Below are 25,793 nucleotides of genomic sequence, written 5' to 3' on the forward strand. Positions count from 1 at the left end.
AATAACAAGCTTTATTTTAAATTCCTCACTATATTTGGACATAAAAAACACCCCCAAAAGTTAGATATACTACTCTAACTTTTGGGGGTAAGTGCCAATAGATATTTTTCTATAACAGGCTTTTCTCTTATTACAATGCTTGAGCAGCGGTGATTAATGCAAGGTTATAAACATCCTCTGCACTACATCCACGTGACAAGTCATTTACAGGCTTATTTAATCCTTGTAGGATTGGACCAACTGCTTCAAATCCACCTAAGCGTTGGGCAATTTTATATCCAATATTTCCAGCTTCTAGACTAGGGAAAACAAATACGTTCGCATCCCCTTGAATAACTGCATCTGGTGCCTTTTTCGCTGCAACACTCGGAACAAATGCAGCATCAAATTGGAATTCGCCATCAATTACAAGAGAAGAATCTTTTTCCTTAGCAATCTGTAATGCTTCCACCACTTTTTCCGTTTCTGGTGACTTCGCAGAGCCCTTTGTAGAAAAGCTTAGCATTGCTACTATAGGATCCACCCCGAATAATTTAGCTGTTACCGCAGACTCCACAGCGATTTCTGCTAGATCATTACTATCTGGTGTGATATTGATAGCACAATCTGCAAACACATATTTTTCATCGCCACGAACCATGATAAATACACCAGACGTTTTCTTCACGCCTTCTTTTGTTTTAATGATTTGTAGTGCTGGTCGTACCGTGTCTGCTGTTGAATGGGCAGCCCCACTTACAAGACCATCTGCTTCATTCATGTACACTAACATCGTACCGAAGTAATTTTCATCCATTAACATTTTTCGTGCATCTTCTTCTGTTGCCTTCCCTTTTCGACGTTCGACAAAAGCCTGTACCATATCGTCAAATTTTTCATAGCTGTTTGGGTCAAGAACAGTTGTTGCACTTAAATCGACATTTAATTCAGAAGCCTTTTGTTGTACTGCATCCTTGTCACCAATAACGATAGGGTTCAGTACTCCCTCCGTTCCTAGCTTACTAGCAGCGGTAAGAACACGCTCATCTAATCCTTCTGGAAAAACGATTGATTTATTTTTGCCGTTAATCTGTGATTTTACCTCATCAAATAAGTTACTCATTATCTTACCTCCAATTGTTGTATGTACTTAATATGTATCAACATGATGTAAAAGTTGCACATATCGTGTTGTTTAAACCAATTATCATCATAGTATAAAATGCCCTAGAATGAAATGAAATGACTCAGCAAGAAATCGACAATCTGGTGACAACCCTACTAAAAAACCGGTTAACCATTGATATATCAATGTTCCTCCATCATTTAATAGGAAGCCCTCTTTCATGATTATGCCATTCATTTGTGATATAGTAAACATATGAAATAGATATTACTACGAAGGAGAGATATATATGGTAGAAGCTGTCGAAACAATGGATGGATGGTATAGCCTACATGATTTCCGCACAATAGATTGGACTTACTGGAAAACTGCAACTCCAGAAGAAAAGAAAGAAGCTATTGCTAGCTTTGAAGCACTCATTACGAAATGGGATGCTGTCGAGGAAGCAAAAAACGGGTCTCATGCCATGTATAAAATTGTCGGTCAAAAAGCAGACCTCATGTTTATGTTCCTCCGCCCAACCATGGAAGAATTAAATGAGCTAGAAACAGAATTAAACAAATCTAAATTTGCTGAGTTCCTAACTCCTGCTCATTCGTACGTTTCTGTAGTAGAGCTTTCTAAATATCGCCCTGCTAAGGATGGAATCGATCCTGAAACATTACCAGAGACACAAGCTCGCTTAAAACCTATCTTACCAAAATGGGAGCATGTTTGTTTTTACCCAATGGATAGACGTCGTGTAGGAGATGAAAACTGGTACACCTTAGAAAAAGATGTTCGTGGTAAATTACTTTATGAGCACAGTAAAACAGGTCGTAAATATGCTGGTAAAGTAAAACAGATCATCACTGGTTCTATAGGTCTAGATGATTGGGAATGGGGCGTAACCTTATTCGCTCACGAGCCATTACAATTCAAAAAAATTGTATACGAAATGCGTTTCGATGAAGTTAGCTCACGCTATGGTGAGTTCGGTGAATTCTTTGTCGGCAACTTATTGAAAAAAGAAGAAATCGCTAAATTCTTGGAAGTATAAGACGAATAAAGAAGACTTTCTGTTTCGACAGGAAGTCTTTTTCTATGCGGTTTTTACAAGTTTTGATGAAAATACAAAGATTTTGTCAAAATCAGGACTGTGTCTAATATGTAGGATAATGTAGTAGAGGGATTCCCTACCCTGGCTTCAAAGATTTACCTCTTATGCGAATTGCTAATCGTAGTAGCTACCTAACAGGAAAATTATACTAGCTGAAAATTATATCAACCACAAGAGAAACATACCCATTTATCTCATCGCCAAACTTTTACTCTCTCCCCTACCTCGATCCCACTATAAATTTTCTAAAAAATATCTAGGCATATCACTTCCCACCCATACATACATATAATCATAGTAGACCTTGGATAGAAATGAGGTGTACTAATGGCGGTAATATCACATAACGAGAGCGATATTGATCTATTGGCACGTCTAATACGTGCTGAAGCAGAAGGTGATGGCAAACAAGGAATGTTAATGGTTGGAAATGTAGGGGTAAACCGTGTTCGAGCTGACTGTCTTGATTTTGTAGATATAAGAAGTATTCATGATATGGTATATCAACAGCCTGGTGGCTTTGAAGCCACTATTAAGGGATATTTTTATCAGCGGGCGCGAGAGTCTGAAAAGCGATTAGCTCGCCGGACGATTCAAGGGGAAAGGTTCCATCCTGCGAGTAATGCTTTATGGTTTTTTAGACCTGATGGAGCTTGTCCAGCTCAATGGTATAACCAATGGAACAGTGGAAGGTTTAAAGCACATTGCTTCTTCGCCCCATCCGCCGAAGATTGTCCAACTGTATTTTAAATAATTTTTAGGAGGTTTTATAGAATGTCTGATCATAACAACCAAGGAAAGTCTCAACAAAATGCAAGCTATAGCCAACAACCTTATTACTATTTCCCACCAACTTCTCCAGCATTTTATCCAGCATTTCCATATCGCCAATTTGGATTTCCACAGCAACAGCCCGGTCAACAGCAACAGCAACAACAATCACCATTTATTGATGTTCCAGGAATGCTACCAGCGGAGCAATCTTACATCGAGAATATCTTACGTCTAAATCGCGGCAAAGTTGCGACCGTTTATATGACGTTTGAAAACAATCCAGAGTGGAACGCCAAAATCTTTAGAGGGGTGATTGAGGCCGCTGGTCGAGATCATATCATACTTAGTGATCCACAAACCGGGAAGCGCTACTTATTACTGATGGTGTATTTGGATTATATTACATTCGATGAAGAACTAAATTATGAATACCCTTATGGAACTAACCCAAATCTAGCTACCTTCCCACCAAGATAAACAACGATTTGCATACAACTAGTTAGCTCCGGAAATATACTTCGCTTTCCACGGGCGGCTGGTGAGGCTTCGCACTGCGGGGTCTCACCTATGCCTATCCTCCCGTAGGAGTCTAGGTATATTTCCGGAGCTAGTATCGTGTATCATTCGGTTTTACATTTAATTCTTGTAGTTATGTCCCAGCCTTTTTACATCACGTTATTTGCGAGGCGACTTTATATGCGACATCCATATAATAAATTTATACAAGGTGAACTGGTTGCAATTGGACTCGCCATAGTTTGCGGACTTATCGCATTAATACAAGGCGTTTTTTTACTTATCGTTATTTGCCTTTACCTACTAGCAGCAAGCCTTGTGTTTGACGGACTCATCGCCATGAATATGCGCAATCCAAACCACGGTGTCAAACAAATGCTAAGAGCGGCAATCCTGTTTCTATTAACCACTTTCCTATTCATTTTCTTATAGGAACTTGATAATCGTATATCCCAGTAAAATCCATCCAATTAAAAATGCTACCCCGCCAAGAGGGGTTATCATAGCGAAGGTTTTAATGCCTGTAGTGGAATAGATATATAGGCTACCTGAAAATAGGACAACCCCAATAAAGAATAACCACCCAGCCCAAGACAAGCTTCCGGACTGTAGTTTCCATCCAATTAATCCTGTTACAAACAATGCTACGGTATGGAACATCTGATATGTAACAGCCTTTTCCCATGTACGTAAAGCTTTTTCTGTTAGCTTACCTTCCAGTCCATGTGCTCCAAATGCACCAAGGGCTACAGCTAGAAAACCATTAATTACACCCAATATTAAAAAGATCTTCATCTCTTTGTACACTCCCTATTAAAAATCAAAAATCGAATCACCATTGCCTTCATCATCGAGCTCGATTGATCGTTTAAAGGTCTGTTGTGAAGTTGACTTTGCTTTTGGTGTTTCTCCTATCATTGCTTTTAATTCTTCCTCACTAATCGCATCTGTTTTTTCCTCTGTTGGTTGTGGTTGGCTTTCTGGTAAAAATAAATCACATAATAAACGTATATTTTCTATATTCTTAAGCATTTCTGGTTGGTTATGCTGATTCTGCATTGCCTGCTTTAGTTCTAGCATCATTTTCTGTAGAATCCGCTCATTTGCAACGGCCACTTGTGACACTCCTCTTTTTCTTAATCATTCTTCTTTATCATACCGAAAAGTATTACCATCATAAAGTAAAATAGACTTCTTCCAGGAAAATTAAAAAAGCCTTGAGCACCTCAAGACTTGTACTTACGTCATTAGGGAAAAGGCAAAGTTACGCACTTTGATCCTTATTCTCTTCTAAATAGCGACTAAAAACCCATTGCAAAAATTTAATCTCATCACTACTAAGCTTGCGATCTAGTTTACCTTCTATGTCTTTATGCATTTGCAAATAGTGTTTCATACGCTACTGGTCCCCTTTCGTATAAACCATCAATTATATATTACAATTTTTAGAATATACACTCAACATGTTTTTAATCAAATAGTGATTAATAACTAAAAAATAATAGATAGTGGAAAAATACAGCAATATAAAAGTACCATTCTCTGCTGCAATAACTGTTCGTTTTTACCCAGATTTCCTTCTAGCAAACTAGCTTTTTAATAAAAATTCATTTTGACAAATATATATGCGGAACTTATACTATTAACAGTGATTTAATTACTATTATTTTAATATACTAATACTAAACATATGAACAAGGTGGTTTGCCATGAAACATTCTTACACTCTCAAGGAGCAGCTAAAATTTATAATCCCCTCGCTTCTAGGTATTTTCTTTTTTATGATTCCAGTAAAAACAGCTGATGGATTTTCCATCCCGATTGCAATCTTAGCAAATTGGGTACAAGATGTGCTTGCTGGACAATTATCACTAATCATGATGATCATCATTTCTTTAACAGCAGTATTAACCATTCTTGCAAGAGTGATTGGTATTGATGCTTTAGCCAAAACTCCATTTTTTAAAAAACTACTTTATGTTAATTGGTTTTGGACAATTGCTAGAGTCCTTGCAGCTGCCTTTGCTATTATGGTTTATTTTAAAATTGGACCCGAGGCAATCCATAGTGAAGATACAGGTCAATTATTATTAGATGATCTATTGCACGTATTGTTTGCCGTCTTTTTGTTTGCTGGTATTTTCCTACCGTTGTTAATGAACTTTGGACTAATGGAATTATTCGGTACACTCGCAACAAAGATCATGCGCCCATTATTTAAGCTACCAGGTAGATCCTCAATTGATGCATTAGCATCTTGGATTGGTGATGGTACTATCGGAGTTCTTCTTACTAGTAAACAATATGAGGATGGATACTATACGAAGCGTGAAGCTGCCGTTATTGGTACTACCTTTTCAGTTGTTTCGATTACATTTTCTTTAGTAGTCATTGCTCAAGTCAATCTTAGTCATATGTTTGTTCCATTCTATATCACGATTCTGATTGCCGGACTAGTTGCAGCATTAGTAATGCCAAGAATCCCTCCACTTTCACGAAAAGCGGATACGTATATTAATGAACAAGCTTCCGGGATTGAAGAAGCAATTCCAGAAGGACATAACTCTTTGTCCTTTGGTTATAAAAAGGCAGTTGATCGTGCGAAAAAAGAATCTAGTGTTTACCAGTTTGTCAAGGAAGGTAGCCAGAACGTTTTAGATATGTGGATGGGCGTTGCTCCTGTCGTAATGGCTTTCGGTTTAGTTGCCCTTATCATTGCGGAATATACACCCGTATTCCAATGGTTAGGTATGCCGTTTATTCCGATATTAGAGCTAATGCAAGTACCATTTGCACAAGAAGCATCTGAAACGATTCTAATTGGATTTGCTGATATGTTCCTGCCATCCCTTATCGGTTCATCGATAGAGGCGGAAATCACAAGATTTATTATTGCGGCATTGTCTGTTACACAATTAATCTACATGTCAGAGGTGGGGGGACTTTTACTAGGCTCCAAAGTACCAGTTTCGTTCAAAGACCTAATCGTTATCTTCCTGCTTCGAACGCTTATTACTTTACCAATTATCGTACTAATGGCACATATTATTTTCTAACTTGAAGTCAAGTGGGCATTCTACGTCAATTTGGGCAACCTCCCTAAACTAAAGCAAATAATCCCGTATCACATTATCCGTGATACGGGATTATTATTATTTCTAGAAAAAGGGGGGCTACTTATATATACGTATTAAGTTGGAAGAAAGTTTCAACAGGCTAATAACTTTTTACCATTTTTTTCATATTAGTCATATTACATTCAATTAATGGCTGACTCATCACCAGCACCGGTTTACTAGAAAGAGCTAACACGATGAGCAAGGAAACTCCGGCAAGCCCTATCACATCAAGGGGACTACTCACTTGGAAGATATCATAAGCACGGAAATATTGAATAATAAAGCCATGCAATAGATAGACATATAGCGTTCTTTCTCCTAGTTTAGTCATGCTATTCCGTTTAGTCGGAATCCACGCAAGAACACTCGCTGCCATTAAGGTTGAGGTTGCATACACTAACAGTCTTGCTACCCCACCAAATTCCGTCATTCCAAGATCAAAGTAAGATTTAGAAGCAAGCAGCCAACCAGTATTAATGTCAGGCGCAAAATATATTCCAACAGCGATGAACACCATCACCATAACCGATACTATTTTCACGCTCTTACGCTTCAACATCATTACATGCTCTTCCTTCAACCAATAACCTAACAAGAAATATGGAAAGAACACAAATGTCCTAGATAAACTAAATGAATGGCCAATTGCCGCTAAATAGCCAACTGTTATGCCAAATAATATTGCAACTAGTAAACTAGCATACGCTGGTAGCCTCTTAAATAAGATTAATAACATATGCCAACTAAATAAACTAATTAAAAACCACAATGACCAATGTGGGTAAAATATGTCTGTTAACCAATTTGATTTCCCAATTAAATAATAGTAGGAAGAATAGATTAATTGAAAGATTACATATGGAAGTAAGAGCTTTTTAGCTAAATTGATAATATACCCTTTATTCCCAAAACCTTTAGCAAAGAATCCAGATAAGAATATGAATGCTGGCATATGAAACGTATAAATCCACGTATACAGCGTATGTATCCCCGCTGAACCGTCAATATAAGGCTGGATAACATGCCCAAACACCACTAAGAAGATTAAAAGTACTTTTGCATTGTCAAAAAAGGCGTTTCGTTCCATGGCTCTCATTCCTTTACTAATTATTTCAAGCAAAATCTTAATCATTCTTTACCCGCTTCAAAACAAAAATACGCATATTCCAACACGATTTAGAGGGGTTGTTAACAACATGTAAAGGCAATGAAAGATTGAAAATGGACTGTAATCTGTGTAATTAGATTAATTTGGAAGGTAGAGGGCTTTTCGGGTGGGGGACCTTTCTACGGGGTAGGGTTATCTCTCTTTGGGTCTATCTTCCTTTCGCTCGGGAGCATCTCTTTTCATTTTGGGCCTATCTTGCTTCGGGACGGGCGCTTCTCTTCTCTCTTTGGGCCCATCTTGCTTCGGGGCGGCGCATCCTGCTTTCGGATGGAGGCATATGTTTTCACTTTGGGCTTATCTCACTTCCCCACAGGCGCATCTCCTTCCCCAAGGGCCCATCCCCCCCTGCTCAAACAGAAACCCTCACCATATAAGTGAGGGTCTAACTTACTGTGCTGCTTTCTTTTTAGTGGTTCCTTTTTTCTTCTTAGGTTGTGATGGCTTTGGTTTATCCTTTTTAGCTCGATCTAATGATGCTTGTAGAGCTCCCATCAAGTCTGTAACATTGTCTGGGTTTGGCTTGTCCTTTGCAGTAGTGGTTTGGTCGGTATTTTTCTTTTCTTCAATTAATTCTACCAATGCTGTTCGGTATTCATCCTTATATTTGTCAGGTTCAAATTCAGTTGTAAGTTGGTCGATTAACATCTTAGCTGTATCTAATTCTTTTTTGGCAAGTTCTACATTTTCAGGAATATTTGGAACCTCTTTCACATCCCTAACTTCATCGGGATAATGAATGGTCTCTACAACTAATGCATTTTTATAAATACGAATGACCGCTAACTGCTCTTTAGAACGAATCATCATTTTGGCTACACCGATTTTCCCGCTTTCTTCCAGGGCTGCTCGTAATAACCCATATGCCTTACTGCCACCCTCATTAGGCGACAGATAGTAACTCTTTTCAAAGTAAATTGGATCAATATCCTCCAACTTTACAAAATCAATTATTTCTACTGCCTTATCCTCTTGCTCCTTTTTTAACTCCGCCAGATCTTCTTCGTCTAGAATAACAAATTTATTTTTCGCATATTCATACCCTTTGACAATATCCTCTGTTCCAACTTCTTTTTCACAGACAGGGCATACTTTCTCATACTTAATAGGCGACTTACATTCCTTATGAAGCTGTCTTAAGGAAACATCTTTATTCTCCGTTGCAGCGTGCATTTTTACAGGTATATTCACTAGCCCAAAGCTAATAGTTCCCTTCCACATCGTATGCATTCGAAATCCTCCCTTTTTCATAGTTTGTCGAAGTTCATGATTTTTAATCGTTGGATGATTATTTTATCATTATTTCAACCATCCTATTATGGAAGGGAGTTATTCCTATGGATGTTATGAAACCAATCGCGACAAAGGATATTCCAAAGGGTGAAGACTGGCTATATGAAGTGAAATATGACGGATTTCGCTGTGTCCTCCATTGGGGAGATAATGGCGATATTAAACTTATCAGTAAAAATAAAAAAGACCTTACTCCACAATTTCCAGAAATTATTGCTTATTGCAGGGAGAAAGCAGCAATAGTTAAAAAGCAACTTCCAGTAAGCATAGATGGGGAACTTGTTATTTTAAATAATCCATACCAGTCCAACTTCTCCCTTATTCAAAAGCGTGGTCGCTTAAAGAATAAAGAATCTATCCAAAAAGCTGCACAATCAAGACCCGCAACCCTACTGGCATTTGATTTGTTCGTATTGGCAGGATCCGACATATCTAAAAAGCCTTATGAGACTAGAAAAAGTGCATTATCATCATTCTTCGACAAAGGAAAAATATGTCGTCATGCGGGGAATCGGATTGGTTATGTGAAAGCTTTTGAAGATCCTGACGAGTTATGGAAAGTCGTCTTTAACCATAAAGGGGAAGGGATCATTGCCAAACGGAAAAAGAGTCCCTACCGCCCTGGAAAAGCTCATCAAGATTGGTACAAGATTAAGAATTGGCGATTGATACATGCTTTCCTGACGGCATATGACAGCAAAAACGATTATTTCACTGTACAGGTCTTTGATGAGGAAGCATTATATTCTGTTGGCAAATGTAAGCATGGACTACCAGATACAGATTTTGATACGGTGAAGAAATTGTTTATCGAAAATGGTAAAAAGAATGGCGTAAACTATACCCTTCCACCTGCAGTCTGTGCCGCGATACACACCTTAGATATTTACCAAGGTGAGCTCCGCGAACCAGAATTTAACCGGATTGCTACAGAGATAAAGCCAACTGAATGCACGATAGGGAGACTAGAACTGGATTTAGCTATGCTGCCTAGCGTAATTGAGTTTGCAAATACAGACAAATTATATTGGCCCGCGGTTGGTCTTACTAAAGGAAATTTCTTACGCTATATTCGCGAAATATCTCCGTACATGTTACCTTTCTTAAAGAGTCGAGCACTTACCACTATACGTTGTCCAGATGGTGTTGATGGTGAGTCTTTTTTCCAAAAGCATCTCCCCTCCTATGCACCGGATTTTATTACAGGGATTGGAGAAGGCGATGAGAAAATCATGGTATGTGATTCACTTGAATCGTTATTATGGTTTGCTAATCATGGTACATTGGAATATCATGTTCCATTCCAATTCGTAACGAGCAAGAAGCCAACCGAGATTGTGTTTGATTTGGATCCACCAAGTAGAGATGAATTTGTTTGGGCGATTAAAGCAGCTCGCATTATTAAACAGTTGCTTGATGACTTACAACTTAAATCCTTTATTAAAACCTCTGGAAATAAAGGCCTCCAAGTCCATATTCCAATTCCAGAGCAAAGTATGACATATGAAGATACCGGAGTATTCACCCAAGCAATAGCCTACACGGTAGAAAGTCAGCATCCCGATCTGTTTACTACAGAAAGAATGAAAAACAAACGAAACGGTAGGCTCTATATCGATTACGTTCAGCACGGAAAGGATAAGACATTAATTGCTCCTTATTCAACAAGAAAAACGGCAGAAGGAACCGTAGCAACACCTCTGTACTGGGAGGAAGTAACAGATGCTTTACGACCAGAAATGTTCACGATAAAAAATGTAGTAGAGAGGGTTAAACAAAACGGTTGTCCATTTCAGGATTATTTCTTAGTTGGGGAAGAGCAAAATATGGAGCTTGTGCTAAATTTAATCCAATAGTAAGCGGGATATATAGGTGGCAACTATTAACTAGTTTCCACCTTGATTGTTTCTTCTTTTCTTGTAAATCACATTCCACACCCTTAAAATTGCTCCTATCAATAGCACCATAATCGTAATAAAAATGATAGGATTTGAATTTTCTAGTTCTACCCCTTGATTCACTTTTTCTTCTTCTAACCTATTCCATTCATCAGCGCTCTTTTCCGCCATTCCGTAACTAGTTGGTAATGCAAATAGAAAAATTAGTGAAACAAGCATTGCAAAAACATTTCGTTTCAACTACACATCCATCCCTTCTTATCATTAAAATATTGAAGGTCGTATATTGTAAGGGTGGCATCATTTTTTACTATGTAAATATACTTTACTTTTCGTCTAACAAAAATAGAACCGTTCCTAGTTAATATAGGAACGGTTCTTGTTATCTTATAGTGATTTTGCTTCTTCAATCGCGGTTTTATCATTAAATACTTTACTATTAAAGTTTCCAAGTATTCTTGATGTTAACGTACCAGTAACCATTGCACCATTAACATTTAAAGCCGTACGTCCCATGTCAATGAATGCTTCAATTGAAATCAATAGACCCGCTAATCCAACTGGTAATCCCATAGAGGAAAGAACGATAAGTGCAGCAAATGTTGCTCCACCACCAACACCAGCGATTCCGAATGAGCTAAAGCCAATAATTAATACCAGTGGAACTAAGAATTCCCAAGTTAATGGATCAATTCCAACAGATGGCGCGATCATGACCGCTAGCATGGCAGGGTAAATACCGGCACATCCATTTTGCCCCATAGTCGCACCGAACGATGCGGACATATTGGCAATACCCTCTTCTACACCTAGTGCATTTTTCTGAGCAGAAACATTTAACGGAATCGTTCCAGCACTTGAACGTGAAGTAAAGGCAAAGCTTAGTACAGGTAATACTTTTCTTACATAATTTATCGGATTTAAACCAAACACACCTACTAATACTAGGTGAATAATAAACATAATGGCTAATGCTAAGTAAGATGCTAACACAAACTTACCAAGCTGTAAAATTCCTGCAAAATCTGTTGTAGCTACTGTATTCGCCATCAAGGCTAAAATACCGTATGGTGTTAAACGTAATACTAGAGTCACAATACGCATGACAACACCATATACCGCATTAACCATCTTCGTAAAGGTCTCCGCTTGTTCTGGATTTTTGCGACGTAATCCAAGAACGGCAACCCCAACAAAGATGGAGAAGATTACGACCGCAATAACAGATGTTGAACGAGCTCCTGTCATATCTAAGAAGATATTAGACGGAATAAAGTTTAAAATACGCTGTGGTGTTGTAACTCCTTCTACATCAGACGAATAACGTTCTTCCAGTGAAGCAGCACGATCTTGTTCTGCTTGCCCTGCTGTAATTTCTTCTGCATTTAAATCAAAAATAGTTGCCGCAGCAACCCCGACTAGAGCAGCTACCATTGTCGTAACAATGAGAAGTCCAATAATCCAACTAGCCATTTTACCAAGCTGCGCTGTTTTCTCAAGGTTTGTAATTGCTTGGATAATCGATATCATAACCAACGGCACAACAATCATCATTAGGAAGTTAATATATCCTCTCCCAACGATACTGTACCAATCTGTCGTTAAAGCAAGCGTGTCAGATCCACTTCCATAAATCCATTGTAATAACGCCCCTAGTACAATCCCTAATCCTAGACCTGTAAATACTCGTTTCGTAAAGGAAACATGTTTGCGTTGCATATAAACTAATAAACCAATAATAACGAGTAATACGGCAATATTTAAAATGACCATCCAGTCCATGTATAAATCCCCCTCTAATTTTTAATAAGTTATGTCTTCTACATAACTATCGCTACTAAAATTGATAAATCCGATAAAATTAGTATGACTTGAATAAGATACATCGTTTTTCACCAAGTGTCAAGAGAATGAATTCAACTATACTGACAAAAAGTAATGTAATTAGCTATTACCACTACTGGCAAAATGAAGGACACTACGCGTATACGTAGTGTCCCCCTATTTTTTATAAAATATGATATTGTAGTTCCAGATCCACATTACCTTGAATTGCTCGAGATATCATACAGCTTTTTTCTGCTTTTTGAATTAACTTTTCCAATACTTCATAATCCTTCTCACTTGCCTGGCTTGTTAATGAAACGGTAGGTCGGTGTATAATTTTTTTATATGTAAATACACCATTTGTTACATCGACAATCCCTTCTGACTCTAAAGCCATCTCTTTTAATGGTAAATTGGCTCGTTCCATCATCGCTGCTAAGGTAATAATATAGCAAGTAGCTGCGGCACCAAGCAGCATTTCATCTGGGTTTGTCCCAACACCTGGGCCATCCATTTCAGTAGGAATGGAAATCTTCGTCTTTAAATTTCCTGCGTCAATATATCCCTCACTATTTCGTCCGCCTGGCCAATCCGCTTTTAAATGAAAATGATGTTCTGCCATCTTAACTCACCTCATTATTCATTCTAACGGAATACTTCTTTAAATGAAAAAGTAATGCATAATCTCTCCTAATACAACTCCAATAATTACAATCATCCACGCAGGAGTTTTCCAGAAATACATTAGGGCGAATAAAATCGCTGCTAACGAGAAGCTCGCTGCATTTGTAATGGAGCTAGTAAAAACAGGATCATAGAATGCGGCTAGTAAAATACCGACTACACTTGCATTGACTCCTGTTAAAATCCCCTGGAAGCGCTTGTGCTTGCGCAGTTCACTTAAGAAAGGAAGTGCACCAATGATAAGAAGAAATGATGGTAAAAACATAGCTACCGTCGCAATGATTCCCCCTACAAGACCACTAATCATCGTTCCAAGGTAACTGGCAAATGTAAATAACGGACCAGGTACAGCTTGAGCCATACCATAACCAGCAAGAAATTCACTGCTTGTTACTAATCCATTCGGGACAACCTCTTGTTCTAATAACGGTAATACCACATGTCCTCCACCAAATACAATGGAACCAACTCGGAAGAATGTATCAGCTATACTTACATATTGATTGTTCATCACCTGTGCCAAAATAGGCAGTCCAATTAATAGAATGACTAATATGGCTAATGAAATAATACCTTGTTTTTTTGATATCGACATGGAAAAAGATGTTACGTTTGACACGGCATGCTTAGAAAAAAGAAAATAACCAATAATAGCAGCACCTATAATAATCGCAATTTGTATAATAGCAGAAGGAAATAATAACATGACTAACATTGCCATAACGCTAATGGCAATACGGGGCTTGTCAGGAGCCAGATTCTTCCCCATCCCTAACACAGCATGTAGTACTACTGCTACAGCTACAATTTTTAAACTTGCGATCCACGTCGCATCTCCTAAGGAAAAGGATTGGAATGCTAATGCAAACAGGATTAAGACGAGAACAGATGGCATCGTAAATCCGAACCAAGAAACAACCCCCCCCAACAATCCACCACGCAACATTCCAATAGCAATACCGACCTGGCTACTTGCCGGTCCAGGAAGAAACTGGCATAGCGCAATAATATCGGCATAGGTCTTATCATCAAGCCATTTTCGCTTGTCAATATATTCATTTTTAAAAAAGCCTAGATGTGCCACTGGTCCACCAAAAGAAGTGAGTCCTAGCTTTAAGGAAGTTCCAAATATCTCTAATAATGAATTTCTCTTCATCGTTACCTCCAAACGTTTTATTTTTTCTAAGGTAACATATTCTACCCGAATTCCGCTTCAAATTTACTTAAAATTTACAAAGTACAAGTAACGTGAAACTATTCAGCTACCAATTTCGTAATATAATTACCTTCCAATGAAAGGAGTATTCCTTTGAATAACGTACTGGATTCTTATAAACAAACGTTTGATTTACTCAAACGCCATATGAAGTGGAAAGTATCGGACAAGCGAATTCTCATGACCATTTCCTCTATATATGTTCTTAATCAAAAAACACTAGATGTGGACCGTTTTCTCCAATTAGCAGATGCCATCAAAAAGAAAGCAGGTCTCTTCTCTAGCATTCGCTCACATCCAAGATTTACGACAGCTGCTATGCTAGATGTGAAACTAGAAAGGCCGGAGGATAAGGTCGATCAGCTTCATGAACTTTACGATTTATTTAGAGAAGCAAGATTTGGGAGTGGCGTATTCACTTATATTGCAGCAACCATTTTATTAACCAATGGACAGCTAGATCCAAGAGTAACCATTCTGCATGCTAAAGAAATTTATGATGGAATGAAACGTGAGCATGCCTTCTTAACAACAAGTAGTGACTATCCAATGGCAACACTCCTTGCGTTAGAAAATAGAACAGGTATTATTCAGCATATTGAAGATTTCTATAACGAACTTCCCAAACATGGATTCCGTAAAGGTAATGACTTACAATTCCTAAGCCATATATTAGCTCTTAATACAGAGGCTCCTAAGCATGTGCTAATTAATCGGGTCATCCATGTCATGGATTCTTTTGTTCAAGCACACATAAAAGCAAAACAGATGTATTATCCAATTATCGGAATGCTCGCATTACTCCCTCCAGAGGAATATGATATAAGACCGATTCTTTCCCTTTATGAGGAATTGAATTCGGAAAAGGAATTTAAATGGTATAAAGATATAAATCTGATACTAGCTGCGAGCTTCTTTATGAATGAAAAAATAGAGAAAAACGGGTTAGCTGAAACGAGTTTAAGTACAATTCTTGAGGCAATCTTACAAGCACAACAAGCCGTGATGATTGCAACCGTTACCGCTACTGCAGCTGCAAGCTCGAATAATAGTGGAAATTAACATAAAAAAGTCCTCCGCTCAACTTTGAACGGAGGACTTTTTTATCCCAATTCTTTCCTTATCACAACATCTATCTAAGAGATAATCTCATTAATCACCTGATTTATTCTCTCTTTAAACACTCCTAATGTTTCTTCACTTTCTGATAGACTTGCACCACATGTTCCAAAATAGCATTTAATTTTGGGTTCTGTTCCAGAAGGTCTCAGACATACCCAGTTATTGTTTTGCAAAATAAATTTCAATACATTCTCTTGTGGGAGCTCTATAGTTTCTATTTCTCCTGTAGATGTGATATAACGTTCACTTACAAGGTAGTCCTCCACTTGTTCCACTCTATACCCTGCTATTTCCTTAAACGAATTTTCACGAATGGTATTCATAATAAGGGCTATTTTTTCCGTACCTGCCATTCCTTCTAGGGTTAGGGAAGACATTCCTTCACGATAATAGCCATGCTTTTCGTATAATCCATCTAGTGCATCAAGCAATGACTTCCCTTGCTGCTTCCAATAGTAAGCCATTTCACTAGCCATTACTGCTGCTTGAACCGCATCCTTATCGCGGGTGAAACTACTTATTAAATAGCCGTAGCTTTCTTCATATCCAAAGGCAAATGCCTCACCTGTCGAATCAAATTGATGAATTTTCTCACTAATATATTTAAATCCAGTTAGTGTGTTGATTGTTTTCACACCATACGATTTCGCTACTGCCTGTCCTAGCTCCGATGTTACGATTGTTTTTAATAAACGATAATTAGATAATAGTACTTTATTAGTATGAGATAAAATATAATCCACTAAGAGAGCTCCTAGCTGATTCCCTGTAAGTACGGTATAATCTCCTATTTCATTTTTAACCGCAACACCTAAACGATCTGCATCAGGATCAGTCCCTAATAGAATATCTGCATCCACCTTTTTCCCAAGTTCAATAGCCATGGAGAATGCTTGATGTTCTTCAGGGTTAGGAGACGCTACTGTTGAAAATTCTGGATCGGGCTTTGCCTGTTCCTCTACTACGGATACATTCGTAAACGCTAGCTGTTCTAATCCTTTCGTAACCAAGCTGTATGCTGTTCCATGTAGAGGTGTAAATACAATATTTAAGTCTTTTTCTTGCTTCACTTCCTCAACTGGAAGCTTGGTAATTTGTTTAAGCTGTTGCAAATAGGCATTATCTACTTCTTCATCAATCCATATTAATAATTCTTGTTGCTCTAAAACTTCCTGTTCAACAACAGGAATTTCTAGTTCGTTTTCTATTTGTTGAATGGCCTCGATTATTTTATTTGCTTCATTCGGGACCATTTGTCCACCATCTTCGTTATATACCTTAAAGCCATTATATTCAGGTGGGTTGTGACTTGCCGTAATCATCACGCCTGCTGCTGTCCCTAAGAAGCGAACAGCGAACGATAGAAGCGGAGTAGGTCTAATTGTTTTAAATACATAGGTTCTGATTCCAAACACACCAAGTGTTTTAGCTGTTTCAATAGCGAATTCCCGTGACATATACCGTGAATCATAGGCTACCACGACACCACGGTCTTTGACATTTACTACATTATTTAATAGATATTCCGCTAATCCGTGTACTGCCTTACGAATGGTATATATATTCATGCGGTTAGTCCCAACACCTAATACACCACGGATTCCACCGGTTCCAAATGTTAGTTCCTTATAAAATGCATCTTCTAATTTTTCTTGATTCGTTTGTAAGTCATCTAGCTCTTTTTTTAATTGAGAATCTAGGGATTGGAAAGCATTCCATTTCTCATAGACTGACTTCCAGTTCGTCATTGTCATAAGCCTCCAGCACTATAATATGTTCAAATTTTATCATAAAATCTAGTAATAATCTAATTGCTCTTTTTTTCGTTTATTTCTGTTATTATTAGGAAAGAATGATAGATAAGAAGATGTAATTTCCTAATGCGAAAAAGTTCGAATTATTATATGATTACCCTATACAGGTAGAAAGTGTGATGAATATGTTTAATAAACGTTGGTTTCAGACTCTTGTTGGTTTGATTCTAGTATTTCTATTAATCTATCTTGTGTATTTAACCCGGTTCATCTTTGATCCTGTCCTAAAGTATATTGGGGCAGTAGGATTTCCACTAATTGCAGCTGGATTACTCTACTATTTAACTAGACCAATTATGAAACTCCTCATTCGATACAAGGTACCAAGAATTCTTTCTATTCTATTAGTATTTATCATACTGATTGCAGTCGTTTATTTTTTCACGATTTTCATTATCCCGATTGCACAGGATCAATACGCTAGATTCGTTGACAATATCCCGATCATGATGAAGGGTGCAGAAGATGTTATTCGCTACGTTCAAGCAAACCAAAGTATCATTCCAATAGAAGTATATGAAACCATGGATAATTTCATTGATAATATGCAAACCTATATTGAAGGCTTTATGACTTTCTTATTCAGTTTTATTAGCCAGTTAATTGGGTTTGTCTTCGTCCTAGTCTTAGTCCCATTCTTCCTATTTTTCATGTTAAAGGATGGGGAAAAATTCGTACCATTTGTGACGAAAATTTTTGCCGACAAAAAGGCAAACAACCTACGTAATTTGTTACGAAAGATTGACCACACCTTATCAGCTTACATCCAAGGACAATTGCTAATCAGTCTAAGTATTGGGGTAATGCTATTTATTGGTTATTTAATTATTGACTTAAATTACGCTTTATCGCTTGCACTATTCGGAATGGTTATGTGTGTTGTTCCGTTTGTAGGACCATTTATAGCGGTTTTACCGGCATTGATTGTTGGGGCATTCGAAGATCCAATGAATATCGTTTGGATTTCGTTGATTATGATCATCGCACAACAAATAGAAGGCAACTTTATCTCACCGAATATCATGGGGCATGTCTTACGAATTCACCCCTTAACGATTATTACAATTATTCTAGCAGCAGGTAGTATTGCTGGCTTTATTGGTATTCTAGTAGCTGTTCCATTCTATGCAGTCGTTAAGGTTATCATCATGCATTTCTATGAAACTTACCAGGATACTAGGAAAAATAAAGAGGATGCATTGTTATAGAAAAACAGCGACGGGCTATGTCGCTGTTTTTTATCGTATGATTGCATATTTGATTGCCTCAATCCACTCCACAAACCATTATTCAAAATGGTACTCCACGGACTCCCCGATGTCGTAATAGCCGATTTTTCGGTAAATACTGTTTGATGTAGGATTAGCTAAATCGGTATACAAGCTACAAAATGTATACCCATCATCTAGCAGTTTTTGGGATAGCGCTGCTACTACGCTGGTTGCATGGCCTTTTCGCTTATATTGATCCGGAGTGAAGACAGCATTAATCGTTGCACCGTTTTTGGTTTTTCGCGAGTTATTTGCCATCGATACAACCTCCCCGTTTACTCTCCAAAGGTAAAGGGACTGATTTTGGATATAGGTTCTCGCCATGCTATCTGCTCGTGATTTAGAAATGGGCACATTGGCTTGTCCACCAAATTGGTATAGCCATTCTCTTACGATAGACAAATGTGCGTCAGTCGCTAGAATAAGTTTTCCTTCTGGATTTGGTGTGACCTTCACTTCGTCCAATTGATAGATTAGTTGTTTCATATGTATTGTTGCTTTTTTCCCAGATAGTTCCTTCCAGAGGCTTACAAATTGATTCGCTTGCTCACTTCGACCAAGAACACCTGGAACAGGATATTTATGTCGGTATAGATAGTGAACGATAGCTGGAATTACTTGTTCAGTTGGACCATCTACACTGGGAAGAATCCATTTATTTGGAGGAGTTTGCATAAAAGCATAAATAGGTTCTCCATCTTCTTCCACTAATCCTAATCGAATACCGTCCGAGAATACGCCGATTGTTTCTTTTCCTCTTTCTAATAAGCCTAACATTAAGTTATTGAGTACTTCCTGATTTAGCAACAAGTCCTCTACACGTTCTAGATAACGCTTGATGGAAGACTCTAATCGTACTTTCATGCATTACACCCCTTTATATGATAATTTAATTTATTTTACATCAATTTATTGTTTTGTAAAGGTCTACACGATAAACTTAACATAAGGGGTGAATGATGATGACAAAAAAAGAGCTTTACGATAAATTAGATGAGCTTAAATCGGATTATGTTCGAATTCAAAGCGATTTAGATAAATTAGTGTATGTTCGTGGCAGAGCTTCTTCTGCTCAGGAGCAACTTGTACGTATTGAAGAGGAAATTGCCGAGGTTTATAAAAAACTAGAAGCATTTGAATAAAGCTTATATAAAAGCACTGTAAATTGTGATATCTACAGTGCTTTATTTGATAAATGCTACCACTTAAGCTAGACAAAAAAAACTATATCTTATCCTTCATTAGTCAATCTAGCTTGGATCTTTGCTTTTTCTTTATTTGGTGGCATTAGACTAACAATGATGTCTCCAGCACTTGGTACGGTGCGCATTTCCTCAGAGTAATAATTAATTTTTCCTGATGGTTTGATGATATAGAGGAATACTGTCTCCTCATCCTTTTCATCTAGGTATTGCTTATAAGAGTATTGCTCCGTAATCATCGTTTGACGGAATACAAAGCCACTATCTACTTTTTCTATTAAATCCTCTAAATTGACTTCGTGTTTGAATAAAATCCTACCACCAACTTTAGAGACAATTTCCGTTGATTTAGAGACTTTATCATATGGGCTTACCTTAAAGACATTCGTACGGCCATATTCCGGCATAAACGTTGTACAAACTAACGCATTATATGAATTACTATCCGTAGCAGCAATTAAATACTCATATGGAATGGTGTCTAAATGGTGTTCTGTCTGCTCGGATAGGAATTCCTCATGATAAAAAGGTACTCCCGCTTCACGAGCAAGCTTCAATTTCTGCCAGGAACGATCTACAATAATAATAGGTACATTCACTTTTGCCAGCGACTTGGCAAGTTCTACGGTAAACTTATTACTTCCTACAATTAATGTTCCTGGTCTACCTTCCATAGAAAGATTTAATCGCTTCGCAAGCCAGCCAATCGAAAAGCCATGGGCGATAACCGTAAAGAATACCAGACCAAATGTTAAGGTCGTTAGAATTTCCGCATCCTCATAACCAGCATCTAACAATATCGTAGCGAAATAACTAGATACGGTTAAGGCAACAATCCCCCTTGGGGCAATCCATCCGACTAGTAATTTTTCATTAAATGTCAGTCCTGTTCGGAATGTGGAAAGAAAAATAGATAACGGTCGAACTAAGAACATCATTAATAGAACATACCCAATGATATTTGGACTAAAAATTTCCAAAATCGTATCGATTTGCAAGGATGCTGTTAGCATGATAAAGATTGCTGAGATTAATAAAATCGAAATATTTTCCTTAAAGTGACGCATATCAGCAACCGAGGAAATCCCCATATTCGCAAGCGTGATTCCCATTGCCGTTACAGATAATAATCCTGTTTCATGCATAATTTCATCAGCTACGGTGAAACAAAGAATGACAACTGTGAACACGGCTGGCGATTTTAAGAACTCTGGTATATGCCCTCTTTCAAATATAAAGCCAATTGCCCGTCCGCAAAGCCAACCGAAAACCGCAGCAAACATAGAAGCCGCAAAGAACATAATTAACGCTGTTCCATCCGGGTCATTCGCAGTTAGATAAACAATTATCTCGAAAGCAAAAACAGCGAGTAATGCCCCAATTGGATCAACAATAATTCCTTCCCATTTCAAAATCTTCGCTGGTCTCGGTTTTAATTTTGCTTGACGAAGCAGAGGCATTATAACGGTTGGTCCCGTAACAATGAATAAACCACCAATTACAAAGGCAACAGCCCAGGATAAACCGGCTATATAATGTGCTGTTAACGATCCAAGAATCCACGCAATAAAGGCCCCGACAGTGGATATTCTAAAAACTGGTTTCCCTAATCCCCGTAACTCTTTAAAGCTTAAATTTAAACTACCTTCAAATAGAATGATGGCAACAGCAACAGATATGATCGGACTATAAAGACTACCAAAATCTTCTTCCGGATTTATAAAACCAAATACCGGGCCAATGAGAAGTCCCGTAACGGCCATGACTACAATTGCTGGCATCCGAAAACGCCATGCCACCCATTGCGAGCCAATACCTAGAAAGAAGATTAACATAACTTCAAATAATAATGATGGTACCATTCGTTGCCCCCTATTTTAAAATATAAGGTCATTCTATATTCCCTATAAATAAAAGTAAACTATTATATATTATTTTGAATTAGAGAAATAGAATGCAGAACTCTTCGAGAAAATAATTTATTCATAATACCAGACTCCAACGTAACACATATGTAACTTTTCTCCTTTTCAGTTATGAAAACATCACTTATTCGTAATAATAACCTACTAGAATTAGTATTTACCAATTCGATTACCTTATCAATTTATGTTAGGATAAATGATGATGAGGAGGAAAAATATGATACTAGAGCAAGAAAAGATTCTCAAAACATATTTTGGTTATGAATCCTTTAGACCTGGTCAAGGGGAAGTAATCGAGCGAGTAACCAATACGACGAACACGCTTGCTGTTATGCCAACTGGTGGTGGTAAGTCAATTTGTTATCAAGTCCCTGGCCTAGCGCTTGACGGTACAGCTATTATCATCTCCCCGTTAATTTCACTAATGAAAGATCAAGTAGATTCTCTCCTAGCGCTAGGTATTCCCGCAACCTTTATTAACAGTTCATTATCAACGGAAGAACAGGAAAGCCGTATGAATGAAATTGCCGATGGACGGTATAAATTTATATATGTTGCACCAGAACGGTTCGAATCCAATGGTTTTATCCATGTCATTAGAAGGATAAAAATTTCACTTGTTGCGTTTGATGAAGCCCATTGTATCTCCCAGTGGGGACATGATTTCCGTCCAAGCTATCGCTCAATCGTTCCTACCTTAAAACAAATCAGGAATATCCCTGTTTACATGGCACTAACAGCAACGGCAACGGAGGAAGTAATTTCTGATATTCAGGAACTATTACATATAGACAATCAGAACGTAATTAACACTGGATTTGCCCGTGATAATTTAGCCTTTCATATCGTCAAAGGAAAGGACCGTACAAGCTATATTCGTGCCTTCTTAGAAGAACATCAAGATGAGTCTGGCATCATCTACACTGCGACACGGAAGCAAGCAGACACACTGTATGATCAGCTTTCAAGCCGTGGAATAGAAGTAGCAAAATATCACGCAGGTATGTCAGAACATGCTAGGAAGCAAGCACAAGCTGCCTTTATTCATGACGAAAAACCGATTATGATCGCCACTAATGCTTTTGGAATGGGGATTGATAAATCCAATGTTCGCTACGTTATCCATTATTCGATGCCAATGAATATTGAATCCTATTATCAAGAGGCCGGCAGAGCTGGTAGAGATGGTGAAGCAAGCGACTGTATCTTGCTCTTTTCACCGCAAGATATCCAACTGCAAAAATTCTTAATTGAGCGTTCCTTAATGGATGATGCTGCGAAGCAAAATGAATATACAAAACTTCAAGCAATGGTCAACTACTGCCACACCCAAGTTTGTCTAAGCAGTTATATATTGGGTTATTTCAAAGACAAATCCCCACATAAAAACTGCGGCAGATGCAGTAACTGTGTAGAAAAACTAGAAAAGACTGATATAACAGAGGAGGCACAAATGATTCTCTCCTGTGTAAAACGAATGGGTGAACGTTTTGGGGTTAGTATGACTGCAAAGGTATTAAAAGGATCTAATGACAAAAAGCTTCGCGAATTTAGATTACAGTCATTATCCACTTATGGATTATTATCCGCTTATACAGAGAAAGAAATTACGGAACGAATTCACTTCCTAGTAGCAGAGCAGTTACTATCAACTGAACAGGGGAAATTTCCAACTTTAAAACTAAACCAACATTCAGTGGAAGTATTAAAAGGCCAAAGAACCGTGGAGATGTATACTGCGCCAATCCCTACTGGTGAAGAAGATGATTATTACAAGGACTTATTCGAGGAGCTACGTGCTCTCAGAAAAGAGATGGCAGACGAGCTCAATGTCCCACCTTATGTGCTATTTTCTGATGCTACGTTAAAAGAGCTGAGCAGGTATTTCCCAGATACAAAGGAAGATATGCTTGAAATTAAAGGTATTGGTGAGAAAAAGTATGAACAATATGGTGATGCCTTCTTGTCAGTCATTCAAAAGTGGCGTATTCACCATCCCGAAGCGAAAACTAGAGTGAAGATTTCTGGTGCTTCTCCTTCACCTAAACCAAAGAAAAAAGAAGAAGAAGGCCCAAGTCATTTAGTTAGCTACAAACTATTCCAATCTGGAAAATCTATTAAAGATATCGCAACGATTCGTGAAATGACAACGATGACCGTTGAAAACCATTTATTTAAGGCCTTTCAAGAAGGCTATCCGATTGCTTGGAATATATTTTTCAATGCAGAAGAAGAAGCAACAATTCTAGCAAAAAGAGAAGAAATCGAAGAGCCAAAACTCAAACCTTTAAAAGAAGCATTGCCTGATGGCTATGATTATACAAAAATAAAGGCTGCTTTGGTAAAGAATGGACTTATGTAAACATCTTTTAAGGATAAGACAAAAACCGTTTCAATCAAAAGGAAAATCGAATGGCTAGACACCATCGCTCCACATAATATGTACGGTTATTAGCAATCAAACTACTACTGAACGAGCTTTATAGACCTGTACCAGGGATGGTCATTCAGTAGTGCTACTAGCAGACATAGAAGTATCATAGGGGGCGTCCTTTTTCATAAGGAGATTGTACGCCACTCGGTTTTCCACTACATCCTTTTCATTGCATCTTCTTTAACACCCTAGATCATGTTCAGCCAATAGTGCTTATATTTATATTGAGAAGGTTCCTATTATAAAGCTAAGCAAGATTTTTCTAGTTCGTCTAAACATATGCTTAACCTATTGTTAATCATGTCCTTATCCCCCATTTGTTGGCGTATTTTATAGTTTAAATCGTTCCCATTCAAGATTTCGTAGTGCTCATACGTCTCTAATAAAACCCATAAAATATATTCATACGTTATCGACCGAATCAACCAAGTATCACCGCTTGTGTATCCCTTTATAAAACCGTCTCCAATATATCTCATTGTACTTGCGTTTTGCAGATATCCACTACTCCGATACCTCGGGGCAGTCGAATAAGCTGGAAGAAGAAATTTATAACAAAAAACAACATAACCTGCATATTTCAAGTCGAAATCTAACCTTGGAAATGGGTCAATTATCGAAACATTGTCTGAATGTACTATCATATTTTCTGGTGTTATATCTTGATTTACTAATGCTATCTTCTGCTGATGATTACGACGGTCTTTAATGATGTCTATCACCTTATCCACAACATTGATCTGATCGAATTGTAAATCTGCTCTAGTCAGCTTCTCCAATACACTTATATACTGGTCGTTATCATCTTGCCAAATTTGATTGACATCCTGTTGTACTTTACCTTCCAGTTTTTCCCCATTCCACTGCAACGCACCAAATCCCTCTAAACCCGTAGTTTTACTGTGCATCGACCGAAAGAAATCTCCTAACTTTTCCCCTACTGAAAAAGCATCATGATGACGTAAACATTGAAGTGGCACTCCTTTTCCCATATAAGATTCGACTGTAAATACGATAGATTCGTCTAAAAAGTAATCAAAAAACGATGGACAAATCCCATCACAACACGCATTAGCATTCTGATAGTAAATTTTCGTAGATTCGTATTCAGAAATCAATGCATTCTCTTCATAATCTTGTACGGCCCCATATGCTTCCTTCTTTTTGATTCTTAATACAATATCTGCTGCTAGTGCCCTTTCTACTTTATATACATCATGCCAAGCACCTTCACCAATTTTTGAAATATGGTTTTTCGGTATATTTTCTAACGATAATTTTTGAATCGCTTGTATAACATCATCGCATCTCATTGCAATACTTTCTCCT

23 protein-coding genes are annotated in these 25,793 nt (G+C 37.8%); 10 read left to right on the top strand and 13 right to left on the bottom strand.

Annotated elements, in window-relative coordinates; translation table 11 throughout:
• Positions 1-130 precede the first annotated feature (130 nt).
• Positions 131-1,102 (bottom strand): phosphate acetyltransferase, encoded by a 972-nt coding sequence (gene pta, locus ACSKT4_RS16155; RefSeq protein ID WP_465823675.1) that lies wholly within the window; start codon positions 1,100-1,102, stop codon positions 131-133.
• A 292-nt stretch (positions 1,103-1,394) separates the two neighbouring features.
• Between pta and hemQ the strand changes: the two genes are divergently transcribed.
• The 4 genes from hemQ (at position 1,395) to ACSKT4_RS16175 (ending at position 3,926) form a co-directional block, all read left to right on the top strand.
• The gene (gene hemQ / locus ACSKT4_RS16160; protein WP_186868288.1) at positions 1,395-2,144 is read left to right on the top strand and encodes a hydrogen peroxide-dependent heme synthase; all 750 of its coding nucleotides are present in this window, start codon (positions 1,395-1,397) and stop codon (positions 2,142-2,144) included.
• 387 nt (positions 2,145-2,531) lie between these two features.
• Positions 2,532-2,954, top strand: a complete 423-nt coding sequence (locus ACSKT4_RS16165) for a cell wall hydrolase (RefSeq protein WP_186868287.1) — start codon at positions 2,532-2,534, stop codon at positions 2,952-2,954.
• 24 nt (positions 2,955-2,978) lie between these two features.
• Positions 2,979-3,455, top strand: a complete 477-nt coding sequence (gene gerQ / locus ACSKT4_RS16170; RefSeq protein ID WP_186868286.1) for a spore coat protein GerQ — start codon at positions 2,979-2,981, stop codon at positions 3,453-3,455.
• Positions 3,456-3,674: 219 nt separating this feature from the next.
• The gene (locus ACSKT4_RS16175; protein WP_186868285.1) at positions 3,675-3,926 is read left to right on the top strand and encodes a hypothetical protein; all 252 of its coding nucleotides are present in this window, start codon (positions 3,675-3,677) and stop codon (positions 3,924-3,926) included.
• Here ACSKT4_RS16175 and ACSKT4_RS16180 read toward each other — a convergent pair.
• Positions 3,921-4,289, bottom strand: coding sequence for a DUF423 domain-containing protein (locus ACSKT4_RS16180; protein ID WP_186868284.1), 369 nt, complete (start codon positions 4,287-4,289; stop codon positions 3,921-3,923). The two genes, ACSKT4_RS16175 and ACSKT4_RS16180, sit on opposite strands and share 6 nt — an antisense overlap.
• A gap of 18 nt (positions 4,290-4,307) precedes the next feature.
• Positions 4,308-4,610, bottom strand: coding sequence for a YwdI family protein (locus ACSKT4_RS16185; RefSeq protein ID WP_339213080.1), 303 nt, complete (start codon positions 4,608-4,610; stop codon positions 4,308-4,310).
• A 593-nt stretch (positions 4,611-5,203) separates the two neighbouring features.
• On the opposite strand from ACSKT4_RS16185, the gene ACSKT4_RS16190 reads away from it, so the two are divergent.
• A complete protein-coding gene (locus tag ACSKT4_RS16190) occupies positions 5,204-6,550 on the top strand; it encodes a YjiH family protein (protein ID WP_186868283.1) in 1,347 nt (448 codons plus the stop codon).
• Positions 6,551-6,710: 160 nt separating this feature from the next.
• On the opposite strand, the gene ACSKT4_RS16195 is transcribed toward ACSKT4_RS16190, so the two are convergent.
• Together ACSKT4_RS16195 and ku are read right to left on the bottom strand one after the other, a co-directional pair.
• A complete protein-coding gene (locus ACSKT4_RS16195; protein WP_343221411.1) occupies positions 6,711-7,745 on the bottom strand; it encodes an acyltransferase family protein in 1,035 nt (344 codons plus the stop codon).
• Positions 7,746-8,168: 423 nt separating this feature from the next.
• Complete coding sequence (ku, locus tag ACSKT4_RS16200) at positions 8,169-9,008, bottom strand: non-homologous end joining protein Ku (RefSeq protein WP_465823676.1); 840 nt, start codon at positions 9,006-9,008, stop codon at positions 8,169-8,171.
• A 107-nt stretch (positions 9,009-9,115) separates the two neighbouring features.
• Here ku and ACSKT4_RS16205 point away from each other — a divergent pair, with 107 nt between their 5' ends.
• Entirely contained in the window at positions 9,116-10,927 is a 1,812-nt protein-coding gene (locus tag ACSKT4_RS16205; RefSeq protein WP_211741115.1) for a DNA ligase D, read from the top strand.
• 30 nt (positions 10,928-10,957) lie between these two features.
• On the opposite strand, the gene ACSKT4_RS16210 is transcribed toward ACSKT4_RS16205, so the two are convergent.
• From ACSKT4_RS16210 to chrA, 4 genes are all read right to left on the bottom strand, one after another.
• Positions 10,958-11,209, bottom strand: a complete 252-nt coding sequence (locus ACSKT4_RS16210; protein WP_186868280.1) for a hypothetical protein — start codon at positions 11,207-11,209, stop codon at positions 10,958-10,960.
• 147 nt (positions 11,210-11,356) lie between these two features.
• On the bottom strand, positions 11,357-12,751 hold the full coding sequence (locus ACSKT4_RS16215; protein ID WP_186868279.1) for an L-cystine transporter: 1,395 nt from the start codon (positions 12,749-12,751) through the stop codon (positions 11,357-11,359).
• Positions 12,752-12,977: 226 nt separating this feature from the next.
• The gene (locus tag ACSKT4_RS16220) at positions 12,978-13,418 is read right to left on the bottom strand and encodes an OsmC family protein (protein ID WP_186868278.1); all 441 of its coding nucleotides are present in this window, start codon (positions 13,416-13,418) and stop codon (positions 12,978-12,980) included.
• Between the two features lie 39 nt (positions 13,419-13,457).
• Entirely contained in the window at positions 13,458-14,636 is a 1,179-nt protein-coding gene (gene chrA / locus ACSKT4_RS16225) for a chromate efflux transporter (RefSeq protein WP_186868277.1), read from the bottom strand.
• 153 nt (positions 14,637-14,789) lie between these two features.
• On the opposite strand from chrA, the gene ACSKT4_RS16230 reads away from it, so the two are divergent.
• Positions 14,790-15,758 (top strand): DUF4003 family protein, encoded by a 969-nt coding sequence (locus ACSKT4_RS16230; RefSeq protein WP_186868276.1) that lies wholly within the window; start codon positions 14,790-14,792, stop codon positions 15,756-15,758.
• A gap of 74 nt (positions 15,759-15,832) precedes the next feature.
• Here ACSKT4_RS16230 and ACSKT4_RS16235 read toward each other — a convergent pair whose 3' ends face one another.
• Complete coding sequence (locus tag ACSKT4_RS16235) at positions 15,833-17,566, bottom strand: phospho-sugar mutase (RefSeq protein ID WP_186868275.1); 1,734 nt, start codon at positions 17,564-17,566, stop codon at positions 15,833-15,835.
• Between the two features lie 185 nt (positions 17,567-17,751).
• On the opposite strand from ACSKT4_RS16235, the gene ACSKT4_RS16240 reads away from it, so the two are divergent.
• Entirely contained in the window at positions 17,752-18,840 is a 1,089-nt protein-coding gene (locus ACSKT4_RS16240) for an AI-2E family transporter (protein WP_343221410.1), read from the top strand.
• Positions 18,841-18,918: 78 nt separating this feature from the next.
• On the opposite strand, the gene ACSKT4_RS16245 is transcribed toward ACSKT4_RS16240, so the two are convergent.
• Positions 18,919-19,767, bottom strand: a complete 849-nt coding sequence (locus tag ACSKT4_RS16245) for a GNAT family N-acetyltransferase (RefSeq protein WP_186868274.1) — start codon at positions 19,765-19,767, stop codon at positions 18,919-18,921.
• A gap of 95 nt (positions 19,768-19,862) precedes the next feature.
• On the opposite strand from ACSKT4_RS16245, the gene ACSKT4_RS16250 reads away from it, so the two are divergent.
• Positions 19,863-20,045: an SE1832 family protein gene (locus ACSKT4_RS16250; protein WP_425516467.1), complete on the top strand. Its 183-nt coding sequence runs from the start codon at positions 19,863-19,865 to the stop codon at positions 20,043-20,045.
• Positions 20,046-20,134: 89 nt separating this feature from the next.
• Here the strand turns inward: ACSKT4_RS16250 and ACSKT4_RS16255 are convergent, their stop codons facing one another.
• Positions 20,135-21,967 carry a cation:proton antiporter gene (locus ACSKT4_RS16255; RefSeq protein WP_186868273.1) on the bottom strand — a complete coding sequence of 611 codons (1,833 nt, stop codon included), beginning with the start codon at positions 21,965-21,967 and terminating at the stop codon, positions 20,135-20,137.
• A 280-nt stretch (positions 21,968-22,247) separates the two neighbouring features.
• On the opposite strand from ACSKT4_RS16255, the gene recQ reads away from it, so the two are divergent.
• Positions 22,248-24,392 (top strand): DNA helicase RecQ, encoded by a 2,145-nt coding sequence (gene recQ, locus ACSKT4_RS16260; protein WP_211741114.1) that lies wholly within the window; start codon positions 22,248-22,250, stop codon positions 24,390-24,392.
• 311 nt (positions 24,393-24,703) lie between these two features.
• Here recQ and ACSKT4_RS16265 read toward each other — a convergent pair whose 3' ends face one another.
• Entirely contained in the window at positions 24,704-25,777 is a 1,074-nt protein-coding gene (locus ACSKT4_RS16265) for a hypothetical protein (protein WP_465823677.1), read from the bottom strand.
• Positions 25,778-25,793: the final 16 nt, after the last annotated feature.

The sequence above is a fragment of the Ornithinibacillus liuyingii genome (assembly GCF_055550225.1).